The organism is Planobispora rosea (genome assembly GCF_014648175.1).
GTDB classification, from domain to species: domain Bacteria; phylum Actinomycetota; class Actinomycetes; order Streptosporangiales; family Streptosporangiaceae; genus Planobispora; species Planobispora rosea.
This window is the reverse complement of record NZ_BMQP01000001.1, coordinates 105,350-118,615: the sequence shown is the minus strand read 5'-3', so window position 1 is coordinate 118,615 and position 13,266 is coordinate 105,350. Positions and strand designations below refer to the sequence as shown.

The window sequence follows — 13,266 nt, the reverse complement described above, 5'->3', positions numbered from 1 at the left end:
GCGTCTCCCGCCGTACCTCCCGCTGTGTCTCCGGCTGTGTCTCCGGCTGTGTCTCCCGCTGCGTCACGAGACCCCCCTCAGGCGTGGGTTGAGGACGACCTCCAGCGCCCGGCCGCAGAGCGTGAACGCCAGGACCACCGCCACGATGCACAGGCCCGGCGGCAGGACGTACCACCACGCGCCGGAGGTGACCGCGCCCCAGTCGTAGGAGCCGCGCAACATGCTGCCCCACGACGCCTGCCCGGCGTCCGCGCCGAGGAAGGCCAGGGTCGACTCGGTGACGATGGCGGTGGCGACCGTGAGCGTGGTGTTGGCGAGCACCAGCGGGGCGACGTTGGGCAGCACGTGCCGGGTCATGACGTGCCAGTGCCCGGCGCCCAGCACCCGGGAGCGCTCGACGTACGGCCGGGCCTCCACGGTCAGCGTCTGGGCCCGGATCAGCCGGGCCGTCCCGGCCCAGGAGGTCACCCCGATCGCCAGCACGATCGTGGAGGTGCCGCCGCCGAGGATGGCCGCGAGCACCAGTGCCAGCACCAGCGAGGGCAGGACCAGGAACCAGTCCGTGATCCGCATCAGCACGGCCGAGGGCCAGCCCCGGAAGTGCCCGGCGACGATCCCGACGACCGTGCCGATCACCATGCTGAGCAGCGCGGACAGGAACCCGATGAGCAGGGACACCCGCGAGCCCCACAGGACCATCAGCAGGATCGAGCGGCCCGACTCGTCGGTGCCGAGCGGGAACCCGAGGCTCGGCGGCGCCATCTTCTCCCCCGTCGCCCTGGTCACGTCCAGGCCCGACGGGTCGGTGACCAGGGGCGTGACCAGCGCCGCCAGGACGGCCACGACCAGGATGGCCACGCCGTACATCCCGGACCGCTGCGTGCGGTACTCCCGCCAGAACCGGGCGCGCCCCTCGCGGCGGCGCGCCGTCGCATCGCTCATGCGGACCTCACCCGGGGATCCAGGACGTGGTAGAGCACGTCCGCCAGCGTGTTCATGACGATCACCGCGACGCACAGGACCATGAACGTCCCCTGCATCACGGCGAAGTCAGGGCCCTTGATCGCCTCGTAGAACAGCAGGCCCAGGCCCGGCCAGGAGTAGACGGTCTCGGTCGTCACCGCGCCCTGGACCACCAGCCCGATGTGCAGGAAGACCAGCGTCACCGTGGGCAGCAGGGCGTTGGGCACCGCGTGCCGGCGGCGCACCTCGGCGTCGCGCAGGCCCTTGGCGCGGGCGGTGGTCACGTAGTCCTGGCCGATCTCGTCGAGCAGGGACGAGCGCATGACCACCAGGTACTGGGCGTAGACGACGGCGACCAGGGTGAGGCAGGGCAGCACCAGGTGGTGGGCGACGTGCAGCAGGTAGAGCGGGCCGTCCGGCGCGTCGACGTCCTCCATGCCCCGGGTGGGGAAGATCCCCGGGACCGGCCCCACCCCGGCCGCGAAGACCATCAGCAGCAGCAGGCCGAGCCAGAACGTCGGCACCGACCACAGGGTGAGCGAGAGGCCGGTGGAGAAGCGGTCCAGCCGCCCCCCGTGGTTCCAGGCGGCCCTGGCGCCCTGCCACAGGCCCAGCGTGACCGCCACCGCCAGGCCGGTGCCGACCAGCAGCAGGGTCGGGCCGAGCCGCTCGCCGATGAGCTCGGCGACCGGCCTGCGGTACTCGTAGGAGGTGCCGAGGTCCCCCCGCAGGGACCTGAGCACGAAGTCCAGGAACTGCTCCGGCAGCGGCCGGTCCAGCCCCATCTGGCGGCGGAGCAGGGCGAGCTGGTCGGGGCTGAGCGGCACGTCCCGGGTGTAGGCGATCGCCGGGTCGCCGGGGATCAGCCGGAACAGGAAGAACGTCGCGACCACGACCATGCCGATGCTCAGCAGCGCCCCGCCGAGCTTGGTCAGGGCGTACCGGAGCACCCCTCGCCGAGCTCCGCGAGCTCGGCGGGATCCAGGGGCCCCGGAGGACGCGGCGTCCTGCGGGGAGCCCGCCGGTCCGGCGGGCTCCATCTCGATGGGTACGGCCACGCGCGCCTACCCGCGGCCGGTCTCGCGGAGCCCGGCCGCGTGATGGTCCGTGTGGTCCGTGTGGTCCGTGCGGTCCGTGCGGTCCATGGGGCCTACTCCCGGTCGTCCGCGGCGGCGCGGCGCCGCCTGGTCAGGAGATACCCGCCCGCGCCGAGGGCCACCACCGCGGCCGCGCCGATCCCGATGATCAGACCGGCGGAGAGGCCGCCGTTCCCGGAGGATCCGGCCGGGGTGGCCACCGCCTGGAGCGAGTAGACGGGCCAGTAGCCGCTGCCGCCGTACAGGATGCCCTTGTCCTCCGGGATCGGGGTGATCGAGGTGATCCGGTCCTTGCGGTAGGCCTCCAGGTTGTTCGGGTAGTAGATGGCGATGATCGGCGCGTCGGTGTAGAGCTTCTCCTGCATCTGCTTGATCAGCTCGATGCGCCTGGGCCGGTCGAGCTCGGCCAACTGCCGCTGGTAGAGCTCCTCGTACTCCTCGTCGCAGTAGAACGACTCGGTGCCGCCGCCCTCACCGGCCGCCGTCGGCCGCCGGCTGCACAGGTGGGTGGCGAAGACCTCCTCGGGGTCCGGGTTGACCGACCAGCCGCTGATGGCGATGTCGTAGAGGGCGGTGCTCCCGGTCTCCTCGGTGAACTTGTTGGAGTCGAGTTTGCGGGTGGTCAGCCGGATGCCGATGTCCTTGAGCCAGCCGGTGAGGAACTGGGCGAGCTTGTCCTCGACCGGGTCCTCGGTGTGGATGCTGAAGCGCATCTCCAGTTTGCGGTCCCCGTCCGGCATGGTGCGGATGCCGTCGGAGCCCTTCTTGTACCCGGCGTCGTCGAGGATCTCGTTGGCCCGTGCCGGGTCGAAGGTGACGCGCGCGTCGCCCTCGGCCTGCCAGAAGAAGTCCTTGTACATGGGCGGGACGATCGAACCGTGGGCGGGCACGGCCAGGCCGTTCTGCACCTGGTCGACCAGGGCCTGCTTGTCGATCGCGTGGTGGATCGCCCGGCGCACCTTCGGGTCCTTCAGCGCCGGGTGGCCGTCGCCGATCTCCTTGCCGTCCGCGGTGGCCGCCCCGGGGTTGATCTGCAGGTAGGACGCCCGGCGTCCCTGGGTGTTCCACTGCACGATGTCCGGGTCGCCGGCCAGGGCCTGGAACTGCGGGCCGGCCAGCCGGCCGATCCAGTCGATGTCGCCCTTCTTCAGTCCGACGTTGGCCGCCTCGGGGTTCTCATAGAAGATCACATGCAGCTCGTCGATCTTGGGGGCGCCGCGCCAGTAGGCCGGGTTGGCCTTCAGCTTCACGTAGGCGTTCTTCTTGTGCTCGATCGCGACGTAGGGACCGTTGCCGACGGCCGGGTACTGCTCGGCCTCGTAGGAGCCGATGTCGGGGACCTTCTCCCAGACGTGCCTGGGCACGATCGGGATCGGCAGCTCCAGCATCGAGGCCTGCGGCCTCTTCGTCTTGATCACCAGTGTGCGGTCGTCCTCGGAGGACACGGCCTCGAAGTTCTCCACCGCCGGGCCGTTGGCCGTCTTGGCCCCGTCATCGGTCATGATCTTGCTGAGGGTCCAGGCGGCGTCGTGCGCGGTGACCGGCGCGCCGTCGGACCACTTCGTGTCGCGGATCTTGAAGGTCCAGGTCAGCTTGTCGTCCGAGACCTCCCACGACTCCGCCAGGTCCGGGCTGGGCGCGAGGGTCTTGGGATCGGGGGTCGTCAGGTAGGCGTACATCCACCGGTGGACCGAGGTCGAGATCACCCGGACCGCCAGGAAGGGGTTCATCGAGTCGATGGCCTGGATCGCCCCCAGCCGGACGATCCTCTTGCCCTCCGCGGGATCCTGCGCCGCCGTCCGGGCCTGTCCCTGCGCCTGTGCCGGTACGGCCTGCGCGGCGGTCGCGGGGGAAGCCCCGAGCGACAGCGCCAGCCCCAGCGCCGCCAGCCGCCCGCCCAATCTGGTCATGGTGGTGTCCCTCACCTTCGAACCAGCGAATCGTTGTAGTCGAAGTCACACCCCGTCGGGACACCGTGTCAACGAGCGATGGAAGATTGTTTCACTCTTGTTTCTTTTACCGGCATTATTTTTCACCTATCGCGGAAGTCAGGACCGACCAGTCGGTATGGACGGGCGGGCGGCCGTACGGCATGCTTACCGAACATGAGTCTGTTCTCCGTGGAAGGCAAGACAGTCGTGGTCACGGGCGGGTCCCGGGGGATCGGCCGGATGATCGCGGCGGGGTTCGTGGACGCCGGGGCCACGGTCTACATCTCCTCGCGCAAGGCCGCCGACGTCGAGAAGACGGCCGCCGAGCTGGGCTGCGTCGCCGTACCGGCCGACCTGTCCACCCCGGACGGCGTCGCCGCGCTCGTGGAGGCGGTCTCCGCCCGCGAGGAGCGGCTGGACGTGCTGGTCAACAACGCCGGGGCGACCTGGGGCGCGCCGCTGGAGGAGTACCCCGAGCACGCCTTCGACAAGCTCTGGGGCGTCAACGTCAAGGGCGTGTTCTACCTGACCCAGCGGTTCCTGCCGCTGCTGCGCGCCGCCGCCTCCCCCGGGGACCCGGCCCGGGTGATCAACATCGGGTCCGTCGACGGCATCCGGGTGCCCGCGCTGGAGACCTACGCCTACTCCACCACCAAGGCGGCCGTGCACATGCTCACCCGCCAGCTGGCGCACCGGCTCGCGGCCGAGTCGATCACCGTCAACGCGATCGCGCCCGGCCCGTTCGAGTCGAAGATGATGGCCTTCGCCCTCGACGACCCGGGCACCCGGGACGCGATCGCGGCGAGCGTGCCGCTCGGCCGGATCGGCAGTCCGGAGGACATGGCGGGCGCCGCGATCTACCTCTCCTCCCGGGCGGGGTCCTACCTCACCGGGGCCGTGATCCCGGTGGACGGCGGCATCACCACCCACGGCTGATCCGACGTCGGCCCACGGCCGGCCAGGCACATGACGAACCGGGGCCGGAGGACCGCTCCTCCCGCCCCGGCTCTCCGGCCGCCCGTTCCTGCACCGGCGGCCGCGAGCCGGCCGTACTCACATGGTGTCGCTGCGGGTGGTCCCGCTCCGGCTCATCATCGGTGGCCCTCCGTCCCATCCGGCACACACCCGGGATCCGCGTCTTGATGACGTCGATCACGGGTGACACCGTGATCGGCATGGCGAACCGCTCCAAAGTGATCGCGACGGCCGCCCTGGCCCTCGCCGCCGCACTCCCCACCGGGACCGCCCAGGCGGATCCCGCCCCCACCCCCGCCGTCACCGCCTGCGACGCCACCCGGACCACCCCCGCCTACACCGGCCGCGTCCCCACGCCCCGCAGCGTGCTCGGCTTCGACCTCGGCGAGCGCGAGGTCACCGTCACCGAGTCCGACACCCTGCTGGCCGCGATCGACGCCGCCAGCGACCGGGTCGTCTCCGGCACACTGGCCACCAGCGCCGAGGGGCGCGCGCTGCGCTACGCGATCGCCGGCACCCCCGGGAACATCCGGGCCCTGCCCGCGATCGCGACCGCCGTCAAGACGCTGCGCAGCCCGCTCACCCCCGAGCCCGCCGCCCGCGCCCTGGCCCGCAAGACGCCCGCGATCCTCTGGGTCGCCGGGAACGTCCACGGCGGCGAGGAGAGCGGCACCGACGCCGCCTTGAAGACCCTCTACGACCTCGCCGGGCGCGACGACTGCGCGGCCAGGCGCATCCTGGACAACGCCGTCGTCGTCATCCTGCCCACACAGAACCCCGACGGCCGCGAGGCCGACACCCGGCGCAACGCCTACGCCTTCGACATGAACCGCGACTGGTTCGCCCGGACCCAGCCCGAGACCGACGGCAAGATCGAACTGCTCCGGAGGTATCCGCCGCAGCTGTTCATCGACGCCCACGAGATGGGCGGCACGGAGTACTTCTTCCCGCCGAACGCCGACCCGATCTACCACGACGTCGCCGAGCCGGCGATCTCCTGGATCAACGACGTCTACGGCGCCTCGATGATCGCCGAGTTCACCCGGCGCGGCATCCCCTTCTTCAACCGCGACGTGTACGACCTGTTCTACATGGGCTACGGCGACACGGTCCCGGTGACCGGCTTCAACGCCGCGGGCATGACCTTCGAGAAGGGCGGCTCCTCCCCGATCGCCGCCCGGACCTTCGAGCAGTGGCTGACCCAGTGGGTCTCCCTGTCGGCCGCCGCCGACCGGAGGACCGAGATCCTCACCACCTGGGCGGGCATGCACCGGGAGGCGTTCAGGCAGGGCCTGGCCGGTGAGCTGGAACCGAACAAGGTCTACAACCCCGGCAACGAGGTCATCACCCAGGTCCCGGACCGCAGGGTCCGCCACTACTTCCTGCGCGCCGACGACCCGGCCAAGAAGGCCGAGACCGAGCTGATCGTGCGCCGCCTGCAGCGCATGGACGTGCAGGTGTTCAAGCTCACCCGGCCGCTGACGGTCAGGGACTTCAAGGCGTACGGCAGGCCCGAGACCAGGACCGTCCTGCCCACGGGCACCTACTGGATCCCCATGGCGCAGGGCCAGAAGCACTGGATCCAGGCCATGCTGAACGAGGACACCTACACGCCGTTCCCGTACTTCTACGACGTCACCGCCTGGAGCCTGCCGCTGCTGGCCAACGTCCCCGGCGGCTCCTCCGGCGCCGTGCTGCTCCCGGCCGCGGCCCCGGTCAAGCCCGTCGCCGCCCCCTCGGGCCGGATCACCACCTCCCGGAGGATCGGCGTGCTCCAGCTGGCCGGCCCCGCCCGCAACGCCAACGAGTCCGCCGGCTGGCTCCGCCACCGGCTGGACCGCGAGTGGAGGCTCCCGTACGAGGTGCTCGCCCCCGCCGACGTCGCCGCGGGCAGGCTCACCGGGCTCGACGTGCTGCTGGTCCCGGACGGCCCGGCCGTGGCGGGCGACGCCGCCCTCGGCGAGGCGGGCCGCGCCGCGCTGCGGGACTGGGTCGCCGCGGGCGGCCGGTACGTCGGCTGGGCCGGCGGCACGCAGCTGGCCGTGCTGGCGGGCGTCTCCGGCGTCACGCTGGCCGAGCCGACCTCCGACGTGCCCGGCTCGCTGTTGCGCACGACGGTGTCCGAGGGCCCGCTGGGCGCGGGCGTCGGACGGGACGTCATGACCTTCTACGCCTACGACCTGGTGATGCGGGCCGCGGACCCGTCCCACGCGGTCGTCTCCTACCCGGCCCCGGACTCGCCCGACTGGTACGTGTCCGGCTTCGCGGCGGGCGCCGAGGAGCTCGGCGGCACGGCCGCGGTGGTGGACGAGCCGGTCGGCGCGGGCCGCGCGGTGCTGTTCGCCGCCGACCCGAACTTCCGCGCCTTCACCGACGGCACCGCCAAGATCGTCGCCAACGCCGTCACCGCCGACCTGCCGTCACCGCGGGCGAAGGCGCAGGCCCCCGGCCCGGAGGCCGCCCGCGCCGCGGCGGCCGTACCCGACCGGGAGGCTCCCATCAGGATCACGGTCCCCGCCGCCCAGAAGGCCAGGCTCGCCGGGGTCCTGACCGGCTACGGCGCCACCTGGACCGAGCAGCCCGCCCCCGGCGGCGCGGTCCGCCTGGTCGTCGACAACCCCGGCGGCCTGAGCCTGGACGAGCACCCGTGGGCGGCCAGACTCCCCGCGGCCCTGCGCGCGGCGGCCATCACCCCCCTCGCGGTCGCCCTGCCCCACTGATCCCCCCGATCCGGTACGGCGCGTCCTCACTCTCGCGGGCGCGCCGTACCGGAATCTCCTCAGGCAGCGGGTCACCACCGAGGAAGGCTCACCTCGTCATCGGGCGGGTTCATGGTGTTCCGCGTCGCCGGCGGGATCCCACCCGTGGAGCGCGAAGGGCTGTCCGGCGGTGATGGCCCGTACGGCCGCCGCCGGGTAGTCGATCGTGTCCGGCGGGAGGGCGTCCAGCGGGCACCAGGCGATCTCCGAGCACTTGCCCGGCTCGGCGTTGTACGGCTCGCCGTCCCAGTTCCGGGCCAGGAAGAACAGGCCGACGCGCTCGGGCGCGCGGTGCATGACGTGGACGAACGCCAGGTCCTCGGGGGCGATGGCCACCCCGGTCTCCTCACGGGCCTCGCGTACGGCCGCGTGCACGGCCGACTCCCCCGCCTCCAGGTGGCCGGAGGGCAGGTGCCAGCGGCCGTCGCCGTACCCGGTACCGGCCCTGCGCATGAGCAGCACCTCGCCGTCGCGGACCAGGAGCACGTGGACATCCACGACGGCCCTGAACCGATCCTTCCGGCCGGGCCGGGACGTGCGCCGGTCGAGTGCCTGGGCCCACTTGGCCGCGACCGCGGCGACCTGGATCAGCTCGGTCCGCAGCGCCTCGGGGTCGTTCTCGGCGAACGCCTCCAGCACCTCCTCGATCAGGATGTGCCGCCAGGTCAGCGTGCCGTCCGCGGACGCCGCGGCCGTCTCGTCCTTGGCCCGGCCGGCGGCGGCCGCGCCCTCCGGGCCGGTGCCGTCCGGGATGTCCTGGATCCCCCACCGGGCGTCCTGGGCGGCCCTTTCGGCGCCGATCTCGGCGAGCACCCGGGCGAGCGAACCGGGCATGCCGAAGTCTCCGTCCGCGGGCGTCGTGCCCTGCGGCGTCCTTCCACTGGTGTCCACGCCGGTGAACGCTACCGCTCCGCGGCGGCATCCACCGGCCGCCCCGGGGGGAAGTGAGAACTCACTCACTCTCGGCGAGTCCAGCCACGAGAGGATGGGGTCCTCTCCGGCCTCGCCGGAATCCGGTGCGGAAAAATCTTCAGGGACGTGTCCATCCGGGGGTGTCCCGTTCGTCGTCATGGCATACGGCGAGCACGCCGTACGAGATCACACAGAACACAGGAGCCGGACCATGAAGTACATGCTGCTGATCAACGCCGCGATGGACGACGAGACCGGCCCCGCCGGCAACGGGTGCACCGTCGAGGACTGGATGGCCTACGACAAGGCCGTGAAGGAGGCGGGGATCTTCGTCACCGGCCACTCGCTCGCGGACCTGGTCACCGCCACGACGGTCCGGGTCGGCCCCGGCGGCGAGCGGACCGTCACCACGGACGGGCCGTTCGCCGAGACGCGCGAGGTCCTCGGCGGCTACTACGTGATCGACGTGCCGGACCTCGACGTCGCGCTCGACTGGGCCGCCCGCTGCCCCGGGTCATGGGGCGGCGGTTCGGTCGTGGTGCGGCCGGTCGCCGAGTTCTAGGCGCGGACACGATGGACGAGCGAGCCGCCGAGACCGCGGCGCCCACGGGACCCGCCGGGGAACGGGCCGCCGGACCGGCCACGGAGCTTCCCGCGGAGTCGGCGGTGGAGGCGGTGTTCCGCGAGGAGCGCGGCCGGCTGCTCGCCGCCCTCGCCCGCCGCTTCGGCGACCTCGACCTGGCCGAGGAGGTCACCTCCGAGGCGATCGAGGCGGCGCTGGTGCACTGGCCCGTCCAGGGCGTCCCGCCCAAGCCAGGAGCCTGGCTGATGACGACGGCGCGGCGCAAGGCCGTCGACCGGCTGCGGCGGGACACGGCCTACGCCGCCCGGCTCGCCATCCTGGGCGCGGAGGCGGAGCGGGCCGACCCCGTCCCGTCCCCGGGACCGGATGCCGACCTGCCCGACGAGCGGCTGCAGCTGTTCTTCACCTGCGCCCACCCGGCGCTTCCCGCCGAGGACCGGGTGGCGCTGACCCTGCGCTGCCTCGCCGGGCTGACCACACCCGAGGTCGCGCGGGCCTTCCTCGTGCCGGCCGAGACGATGGCCAAACGGATCGTCCGGGCGAAGAAGAAGATCCGCGAGGCCCGCATCCCGTTCCGCGTGCCGGGCCCGGACGAGCTGCCGGAGCGGCTGCCGGGAGTGCTCCAGGTCGTCTACTCCGTCTTCACCGAGGGATACGCGGCCAGCTCGGGCCCGGACCTGCAACGGCGTGACCTCGCCGAGGAGGCCGTCCGGCTGGCGCGGATCCTGCGCCGGCTGCTGCCCGCCGAACGGGAGGTCGCGGGCCTGCTCGGGCTGATGCTGCTGGTCCACGCGCGGCGCGACGCCCGGATCGGACCGGGCGGCGAGCTCGTGCTCCTCGACGACCAGGACCGCGGCCGCTGGGACCGTACGATGATCGAGGAGGGTCGCGGCCTGGTGGTCCTCGCGCTGACCGGCGGCCCGCCCGGCCCGTACGGCGTGCAGGCCGCCATCGCGGCCCTGCACGACGAGGCCGTGAACGTCGCGACCACCGACTGGCCCCAGATCGTGGCGCTCTACGACGTGCTGCTCACACTGACGCCGTCCCCGGTCGTCGCGCTGAACCGCGCCGCGGCGGTGGCGATGCGCGACGGCCCGGAGGCGGGCCTGACCCTGCTCGACGAGCTGGCCGGTGAGCCGCGGCTGCGCGACCACCACCCGTACCCGATGGCCCGGGCGGACCTGCTGTCCCGGCTCGGCCGCTTCGCCGAGGCCGCGACCGCCTACCGGGAGGCGCTCGGCCTGGCCGGCACCGAGGCCGAACGGGCGCACCTGCGGCGCAAGCTGGACGCGGCCGAGTCTGCGGCCCCGGGCGGCGCGCCCCGCGGATGACGGCGGGCCAGGAGTGTGACCCGCGGGATGACGGCGACCTCTGCCGATACGGCCCGCGGGCGACGGCGACCTCTGCCGATACGGCCCGCGGGCGACGGCGCATCGTCGGAGACCGCCCGTCATCCGGCTCGACGTCTGTTTTCCGCCAGCGGTCCCTCCGGCCGACCACGCACACTCGATCTCGTCCCCGTGCCCGCCGCGGCACTTCCATCCCAGAGGGCGAATCCATGCACAAGGTCTCCGACTTGAAGGTGTTGTACTTCGGCACGCCCGTCGTACTGATCAGCTCCCGCAACCCCGACGGCGGCGCCAACCTCGCGCCGATGTCCTCAGCGTGGTGGCTGGGCCAGTCCTGCATGCTCGGCCTGGGCAACTCCGCCCAGACCACGGCCAACCTGCGGCGGGAACGAGAATGCGTGCTGAATCTGGCGCCGTCGTCACTCGCCGACGCGGTCGACCGGCTGGCCATGACCACCGGCGCATCCACCGTGCCGCGGCGCAAGGCGGAGATGGGCTACCGCTACGAGCCGCGCAAGTTCGCGGTCGCGGGGCTGACCGAGCAACCTTCGGAGTTGGTCGCCCCGCCGCGCGTCCTGGAGTGCCCGATCCAGCTGGAGTGCGAGGTGGTGGCCGCGCATCCGTTCGGTGAGGACAACGCGAGCGCCACCGCGTTCCACGTCACGGTCCGTCGTGCCCATGTCGAAGAGAAGCTCATCATCCCGGGGACGCACTACGTCGACCCGATCGCCTGGGACCCGCTCATCATGAAGTTCTGCGAGTTCTTCGGCGACGGCCGCAACGTCCGCTCGTCCCGGCTCGCCGCGGGCTGGCGGATGCCGCACGACCTGCGGGCCCCGGCCAAGGTCTCCTGAGGCTTGTCCGGTGTTCGGATCATCGAGGCCGTGACGGGGACGGTGGGGTGGGCGGGGTGCGGTTCCCGTATGGGACCGGCTCAGCCCGGGAAACGGATGAACGACGGCGGGACGTGGTCGGCCAGCCAGACGCCGTTGGCGCTGAGGCGGAACACGTGCCCGGCGGCGCGCATCGCGCCCGCGTCGACGGCCAGCACGACCGGCCTGCCGCGGCGCGCTCCGACGCGGGCGGCGGTCTCGCGGTCGGGTGACAGGTGGACGTGGTGGCGGCTCATCGGCCGCAGCCCCTCGGCGCGGATCGCGGCCAGATTGCCGGCCACCGTACCGTGGTAGAGGAACGCGGGCGGCTCGGTCACCGGCAGGTCGAGGTCCACGGCCACCGAGTGGCCCTGGCTGGCCCGGATCATGCCGTCCTCGACGGCGTAGCGCCGCTTGTCATTGGCCGCCACGACCTGCTCCAGCTCGTCCCGCGAGATCGGGAACCCGTGCGCCGCCGCGGCCGACAGCAGCACGTCGATCTCCACCCAGCCGCGCTCGTCCAGCTCGATCCCGATCCGTTCGGGCTGGTGCCGCAGGTGCCTGGCCAGATACTTGGAGATCTTCACCAGCCGCCGTTCGTCCATCGTGCCTCTCCCCGCCCCGGCTCGCGTCCCGTCATGCCCGTGATGAGCCTCGGGCCTCCCCGGCTGCCTTCACCGCCCCCATCCGTCGGGCAGCGTGTGGGTCCAGCCTTCCCGCCAGGCGAACGGCGCGTCCACGAGTTTTCCCAGCGGCTCCCCGCCGAGCAGGTGGTCCAGCGCCCATCGGTTGGCCGAGTGAGCGATCACCAGCACCCTGCGGCCGTCCCACCCCGCGGCGAGGTCGCGCAGGAAGTCACCGGTCTGCTCGACCACCTGCCGGTAGCTCTGCCCGCCCGGCCACGGGAGCCGACGCTACGTCATCTCCTCACGCCGGGAAACCCGGCCGGCCTCACTCCGGGGCGATCCACTCGCGCAGGGCCCGGGCCAGGTTGGCCGCCGCGTCCGGGGCGTAGCGCAGGAACAGGTACGGCTCGGTGAGCTCGACCTCGATGAGGGCCGGGCTGCCGTCGGGGAGCCGGACCATGTCCACCCGGGCGTAGAGCAGGCCGGGGAACCCGGAGAATTCCGCGAGGACCCGCTCGGCGAGGGCGACCTGGTCGGGCGCCGGGGCGCGGAGCTCCGCCCGGGCGTTGTCGGCGTCCGGCGCGGCGGAGCCTGCGGCCAGCATCGCGTTGCGCCGTACGGTGTGGCTGAGCCGCCCGCCGAAGTAGAGCAGAGAGGTCTCCCCCTCGGCCTCCACCATGTCCAGGTAGGGCTGGATCATCGCGGTACGGCCCTCGGCCGCCAGGCGGGCCGCGTGCGCCTCGGCCTTCTCCCGGTCGGTGGTCCTGATCGTGTCGCGGGCGCCCGCCGAGATCGCGGGTTTGACCACGTACTCGTCGAGGATCGGGAGGTCCACGGCCTGTCCGGGCTCGGCCCAGGAGGTCGGGATGGACGGGACCGGCAGGTCGCGCAGGTAGGTCTTGTCGGTGTTGCGCTCCAGCACGGCGGCAGGGTTGGCCAGGCGGGTCACCGCCTCGACGCGGCGGGCCCAGGCCAGGAACTCCTCACGGCGGGTCACGTAGTCCCAGGCCGAGCGGACCACGACGGCGTCGAAGGCGGCCCAGTCGGCGGAGGGGTCGTCCCACCGCACGATCCGCCCGGCGATGCCCGCCTCGGCCCAGGCGGCGAGCGCGATGTCCTTCTCGTCGTCGAGCCCGTCCAGGTCCTCGTACGTCACGTATGCCGCGGAAATGTTCACGGAAAGGTCCCAATGTCAGTAT

Annotated in this window: 11 protein-coding genes and 1 pseudogene; 5 read left to right on the top strand and 7 right to left on the bottom strand. The window is 72.4% G+C overall.

Annotated features, from left to right (window positions below; all coding sequences use genetic code 11):
- Positions 1-63: 63 nt before the first annotated feature.
- The 3 genes from IEZ08_RS00460 to IEZ08_RS00450 form a co-directional block, all read right to left on the bottom strand.
- Complete coding sequence (locus IEZ08_RS00460; RefSeq protein WP_068921924.1) at positions 64-942, bottom strand: ABC transporter permease; 879 nt, start codon at positions 940-942, stop codon at positions 64-66.
- Positions 939-2,003: an ABC transporter permease gene (locus IEZ08_RS00455; protein WP_068928481.1), complete on the bottom strand. Its 1,065-nt coding sequence runs from the start codon at positions 2,001-2,003 to the stop codon at positions 939-941. Before IEZ08_RS00455 ends, IEZ08_RS00460 begins: the two co-directional genes overlap by 4 nt.
- Positions 2,004-2,113: 110 nt before the next feature.
- Positions 2,114-3,970: an ABC transporter substrate-binding protein gene (locus IEZ08_RS00450; RefSeq protein WP_084779661.1), complete on the bottom strand. Its 1,857-nt coding sequence runs from the start codon at positions 3,968-3,970 to the stop codon at positions 2,114-2,116.
- Between the two features lie 195 nt (positions 3,971-4,165).
- On the opposite strand from IEZ08_RS00450, the gene IEZ08_RS00445 reads away from it, so the two are divergent.
- Together IEZ08_RS00445 and IEZ08_RS00440 are read left to right on the top strand one after the other, a co-directional pair.
- Positions 4,166-4,927, top strand: a complete 762-nt coding sequence (locus IEZ08_RS00445) for a glucose 1-dehydrogenase (protein ID WP_068921923.1) — start codon at positions 4,166-4,168, stop codon at positions 4,925-4,927.
- Positions 4,928-5,133: 206 nt separating this feature from the next.
- The gene (locus tag IEZ08_RS00440) at positions 5,134-7,686 is read left to right on the top strand and encodes a M14 family zinc carboxypeptidase (RefSeq protein ID WP_189241437.1); all 2,553 of its coding nucleotides are present in this window, start codon (positions 5,134-5,136) and stop codon (positions 7,684-7,686) included.
- 96 nt (positions 7,687-7,782) lie between these two features.
- Here IEZ08_RS00440 and IEZ08_RS40470 read toward each other — a convergent pair whose 3' ends face one another.
- Positions 7,783-8,616: an NUDIX hydrolase gene (locus IEZ08_RS40470; protein ID WP_307815289.1), complete on the bottom strand. Its 834-nt coding sequence runs from the start codon at positions 8,614-8,616 to the stop codon at positions 7,783-7,785.
- 232 nt (positions 8,617-8,848) lie between these two features.
- On the opposite strand from IEZ08_RS40470, the gene IEZ08_RS00430 reads away from it, so the two are divergent.
- The 3 genes from IEZ08_RS00430 (at position 8,849) to IEZ08_RS00420 (ending at position 11,423) form a co-directional block, all read left to right on the top strand.
- On the top strand, positions 8,849-9,199 hold the full coding sequence (locus IEZ08_RS00430; protein WP_068921922.1) for a YciI family protein: 351 nt from the start codon (positions 8,849-8,851) through the stop codon (positions 9,197-9,199).
- An 11-nt stretch (positions 9,200-9,210) separates the two neighbouring features.
- Positions 9,211-10,551, top strand: coding sequence for an RNA polymerase sigma factor (locus IEZ08_RS00425; RefSeq protein ID WP_084779658.1), 1,341 nt, complete (start codon positions 9,211-9,213; stop codon positions 10,549-10,551).
- Positions 10,552-10,802: 251 nt separating this feature from the next.
- The gene (locus IEZ08_RS00420) at positions 10,803-11,423 is read left to right on the top strand and encodes a flavin reductase family protein (protein WP_229802849.1); all 621 of its coding nucleotides are present in this window, start codon (positions 10,803-10,805) and stop codon (positions 11,421-11,423) included.
- Positions 11,424-11,503: 80 nt separating this feature from the next.
- On the opposite strand, the gene IEZ08_RS00415 is transcribed toward IEZ08_RS00420, so the two are convergent.
- The 3 genes and pseudogenes from IEZ08_RS00415 to IEZ08_RS00405 all read right to left on the bottom strand — a co-directional run bounded on the left by IEZ08_RS00415 (position 11,504) and on the right by IEZ08_RS00405 (position 13,244).
- Positions 11,504-12,046: an RNA 2'-phosphotransferase gene (locus tag IEZ08_RS00415; RefSeq protein WP_068921920.1), complete on the bottom strand. Its 543-nt coding sequence runs from the start codon at positions 12,044-12,046 to the stop codon at positions 11,504-11,506.
- Positions 12,047-12,115: 69 nt separating this feature from the next.
- Positions 12,116-12,334, bottom strand: a pseudogene (locus tag IEZ08_RS00410) (hypothetical protein); the annotation flags it as partial.
- Between the two features lie 58 nt (positions 12,335-12,392).
- Positions 12,393-13,244: an ATP-grasp domain-containing protein gene (locus IEZ08_RS00405; RefSeq protein ID WP_068921918.1), complete on the bottom strand. Its 852-nt coding sequence runs from the start codon at positions 13,242-13,244 to the stop codon at positions 12,393-12,395.
- Between the last annotated feature and the right edge of the window lie 22 nt (positions 13,245-13,266).